This is a genomic window from Bacillus coahuilensis m4-4 (assembly GCF_000171615.1).
In the GTDB taxonomy this organism is placed as follows: domain Bacteria; phylum Bacillota; class Bacilli; order Bacillales; family Bacillaceae_K; genus Bacillus_T; species Bacillus_T coahuilensis.
The window spans coordinates 1-3,604 of record NZ_ABFU01000132.1 but is presented as its reverse complement, the minus strand read 5'-3'; the positions used below and the strand labels follow the sequence as shown (position 1 = coordinate 3,604).

The 3,604-nt window shown below is 45.4% G+C and carries 3 protein-coding genes, 2 tRNA genes, 2 rRNA genes and 1 pseudogene; all 8 read left to right on the top strand.

The genetic code is table 11. The features are described from left to right. A 23S ribosomal RNA gene (locus tag M44_RS19095) occupies positions 1 to 804 on the top strand; the annotation flags it as partial. Between the two features lie 82 nt (positions 805 to 886). Then, a 5S ribosomal RNA gene (rrf, locus tag M44_RS19090) occupies positions 887 to 1,002 on the top strand. 318 nt (positions 1,003 to 1,320) lie between these two features. Continuing rightward, positions 1,321 to 1,394: transfer RNA gene (locus M44_RS19085), tRNA-Met, on the top strand. A gap of 10 nt (positions 1,395 to 1,404) precedes the next feature. Continuing rightward, positions 1,405 to 1,480, top strand: a tRNA-Asp gene (locus M44_RS19080). Between the two features lie 148 nt (positions 1,481 to 1,628). After that, on the top strand, positions 1,629 to 2,081 hold the full coding sequence (gene tsaE / locus M44_RS19075) for a tRNA (adenosine(37)-N6)-threonylcarbamoyltransferase complex ATPase subunit type 1 TsaE (protein WP_010170562.1): 453 nt from the start codon (positions 1,629 to 1,631) through the stop codon (positions 2,079 to 2,081). Beyond that, positions 2,078 to 2,776, top strand: a complete 699-nt coding sequence (gene tsaB, locus M44_RS19070) for a tRNA (adenosine(37)-N6)-threonylcarbamoyltransferase complex dimerization subunit type 1 TsaB (RefSeq protein ID WP_010170561.1) — start codon at positions 2,078 to 2,080, stop codon at positions 2,774 to 2,776. Before tsaE ends, tsaB begins: the two co-directional genes overlap by 4 nt. After that, positions 2,746 to 3,237 carry a ribosomal protein S18-alanine N-acetyltransferase gene (gene rimI, locus M44_RS19065; RefSeq protein WP_010170558.1) on the top strand — a complete coding sequence of 164 codons (492 nt, stop codon included), beginning with the start codon at positions 2,746 to 2,748 and terminating at the stop codon, positions 3,235 to 3,237. Before tsaB ends, rimI begins: the two co-directional genes overlap by 31 nt. Further along, positions 3,234 to 3,604, top strand: a pseudogene (locus tag M44_RS19060) (tRNA (adenosine(37)-N6)-threonylcarbamoyltransferase complex transferase subunit TsaD); the annotation flags it as partial. The gene rimI and the pseudogene M44_RS19060, both read left to right, overlap by 4 nt.

Genomic DNA, 3,604 nt, shown 5'->3' with positions numbered 1-3,604 from the left:
TTTTGGCACAGCTTGTTCCAGGATAGTTAGGAGCCATAGAAAACGGGAGCGCCAGCTTTGGTGGAAGGCGCTGGTGGGATACTCCCCGGGCCGTGTTGGCATTCTAACCCACACCCCGTGATCCGGGTGGGAGACAGTTTCAGGTGGGCAGTTTGACTGGGGCGGTCGCTTCCTAAAAGGTAACGGAGCGGCCAAAGGTTCCCTCAGAATGGTTGGAAATCATTCGTAGAGTGTAAAAGCACAAGGGAGCCTGACTGCGAGACCTACAAGTCGAGCAGGGACGAAAGTCGGGCTTAGTGATCCGGTGGTTCCGCATGGAAGGGCCATCGCTCAACGGATAAAAGCTACCCCGGGGATAACAGGCTTATCTCCCCCAAGAGTCCACATCGACGGGGAGGTTTGGCACCTCGATGTCGGCTCATCGCATCCTGGGGCTGTAGTCGGTCCCAAGGGTTGGGCTGTTCGCCCATTAAAGCGGTACGCGAGCTGGGTTCAGAACGTCGTGAGACAGTTCGGTCCCTATCCGTCGTGGGCGTAAGAAATTTGAGAGGAGCTGTCCTTAGTACGAGAGGACCGGGATGGACGCACCGCTGGTGTACCAGTTGTCTTGCCAAAGGCATCGCTGGGTAGCTATGTGCGGAAGGGATAAGTGCTGAAAGCATCTAAGCATGAAGCCCCCCTCAAGATGAGATTTCTCTTTCTTTGAAGTAAGACCCCTGAAAGATGATCAGGTTGATAGGTTCGAGGTGGAAGTATGGTGACATATGGAGCTGACGAATACTAATCGGTCGAGGACTTAACCAAATAATCTAACACACGATATTCAACGTATCTTCATGAACTTTATCTAGTTTTGAGAGTACAACGTACTGTCAAACTGAATATGTATGGTGGCAATAGCGAAGAGGTCACACCCGTTCCCATACCGAACACGGAAGTTAAGCTCTTCAGCGCCGATGGTAGTTGGGGGCTTCCCCCTGTGAGAGTAGGACGTCGCCGTGCATATTTCTTTTATCTATTCTTTATTATCGCGGGGTGGAGCAACGAGCATAAGCTTCTTGAATCCACATCGAGTTGTACCGATCGAGCTGCATCTTGAATAAGCTTTCTGAGATCGGGACAGTTATCTAGAGAATATGATCATGAGAATATTATATCAAGCAATAGTTATTATTATCGCAGGGTGGAGCACGTACGAATACGCTACGGAGCATTACATCAGCGCACTGACTGAGCTGCTACTTGAGTAATCATACTGAAGTCAGGGCGGTCTATATAATGAAAAAGATCATGAGAATACCTAGTAATAGTTTTTATTGTCGCGGGGTGGAGCAGTTCGGTAGCTCGTCGGGCTCATAACCCGAAGGTCGCAGGTTCAAATCCTGCCCCCGCAATAATCCATCTGGTCCCGTGGTGTAGCGGTTAACATGCCTGCCTGTCACGCAGGAGATCGCGGGTTCGATTCCCGTCGGGACCGCCATTTTTAAATTTTGATGTTTAAACTATTATGCATTACACTACATATAGAATACTTCACCTTAGGATAGAGTTCCTAAGGTTTTTTTATCTAGATTTTATGATTTCTTATCAATATACCATAGTTACTAATTTAGATTGGAGATACGAAGATGTCCTACTCAATCGTTTCACAGAGTGAACATGATACTACAACATTTGCGAAAAGGCTTGGTGAACGTGTATTTAAAGGAGCTGTGATCACCCTTGAAGGAGACCTTGGGGCTGGTAAAACAACGTTTACAAAAGGATTCGCCAAAGGGCTTGGGATAACACGAACGGTTAATAGCCCAACTTTTACGATTATTAAGGAGTATCACGGAAGACTGCCTCTTTATCATATGGATGTGTACCGGGTCGAAGATGGGTTTGAAGATCTTGGATTTGATGAATACTTTGAAGGTGAAGGTGTTACTGTTGTCGAATGGGCAAGTTTGATTGAAGAACAACTGCCCCGTGAGAGATTAGAGTTAAGGATCTTTCATGAAGGAGATCAAGAGAGACGTATTGAGCTTACTCCAATTGGGACACAGTATGAAAAACTTTGTAAGGAGCTACTTGAATGAATATACTTGCCATAGATACGTCTAACTTTGCATTAGGAGTTAGTCTTTTAACAGAAGAAAAGGTTGCGGGAGAGTATATCTCGAATATGAAGATTAACCATTCTTTACGCGCGATGCCTGCTGTTGAACAGCTATTAAAGGATTGTCAGGTTAGCCCAAAAGAATTGGATAAAATTGTAGTGGCGATTGGTCCTGGGTCGTATACGGGTGTGCGGATTGGGGTAACTCTTGCAAAGACGCTTGCTTGGTCTTTAAATATCCCGGTTGTGGGTGTTTCAAGCTTAGCAGTTTTAGCTGCGAATGGACGTTATTTCCAAGGGTACGTGTCACCGTTATTCGATGCAAGAAGAGGACAAATTTACACTGGGTTGTATGGGTTTCAAGATGGTGAGCTCCATGCAGTAATGGAGGATTGTAATATCCTTGCAGAAGAGTGGGCCAAGCATTTAAAAAGCCTAGGGAAACCCGTTTTATTTGTTGGTGGAGATACGGTAATTCACCGTGAAGTGTTAGAAAGAGAATTGGGGGAGCTAGCTTATATTGCCACACTATCCGAGTCTAATCCTCGCCCATCTGAATTAGGATATATCGGCTTAACCCGTGAACCTACTCCAGTTCATGAATTTGTTCCAAATTATATTAGATTAGCAGAGGCGGAAGCGAAATGGCTCGAAGCAGAGAAATCGAAGGGGTAGAGGTACACATAGCTGATCAAGAAATCATGTGCCGGGAGATGCAGCTTGCTGATTTAGATGAAGTCCTTGTTGTAGAAAACGATGCATTTACTCTTCCTTGGAAAAGGTCGGCATTTGAAAATGAGTTGGAGCATAATTCGTTTGCTCGCTATCGTGTGTTGGTGGAAAAAGAACAAATTATTGGCTACTGTGGTATGTGGTTAGTGGTGGATGAGGCACATATTACCAATATTGCGATACTATCAAGGTATCGTGGTCGTAAGCTTGGGGATTGGCTGTTATCTATAATGATGAAGGTGGCTAGAGATCACGGAGCGACGAAGATGACATTAGAGGTACGGGTAAGCAATGAGCCAGCTCTTGGATTGTATAAAAAATTAGGCTTCGTTGAAGGTGGCATTCGGAAGGGATATTATTCCGATAACCAAGAAGACGCTATAGTAATGTGGGTGAATTTATGAGTGAAAAAGGACGTTTCATACTAGGAATTGAGACAAGCTGTGATGAAACGGCAGCAGCCATTGTAAAAGATGGGACAACCATTGTGTCAAATGTAGTGGCATCACAAATCGAAAGTCACAAACGATTTGGTGGGGTAGTGCCCGAGATTGCGTCAAGACATCATGTGGAAGAGATCACACTAGTGGTAGAGGAAGCGTTACGTCAAGCAGAGGTCACGATGGAAGAGATTGATGCTATTGCGGTGACAGAAGGTCCAGGGCTTGTTGGAGCCTTACTCATAGGAGTAAATGCAGCGAAGGCCATAGCATTTGCACATGGAAAGCCTTTAGTAGGGGTTCATCATATTGCAGGGCATATATACGCTAA

Bases quoted from the DNA above. Each gene is read 5' to 3' on its own strand.
- tsaE (WP_010170562.1), top strand. From the start codon at position 1,629: ATGTCCTACTCAATCGTTTCACAGAGTGAACATGATACTACAACATTT.
- tsaB (WP_010170561.1), top strand. From the start codon at position 2,078: ATGAATATACTTGCCATAGATACGTCTAACTTTGCATTAGGAGTTAGT.
- rimI (WP_010170558.1), top strand. From the start codon at position 2,746: ATGGCTCGAAGCAGAGAAATCGAAGGGGTAGAGGTACACATAGCTGAT.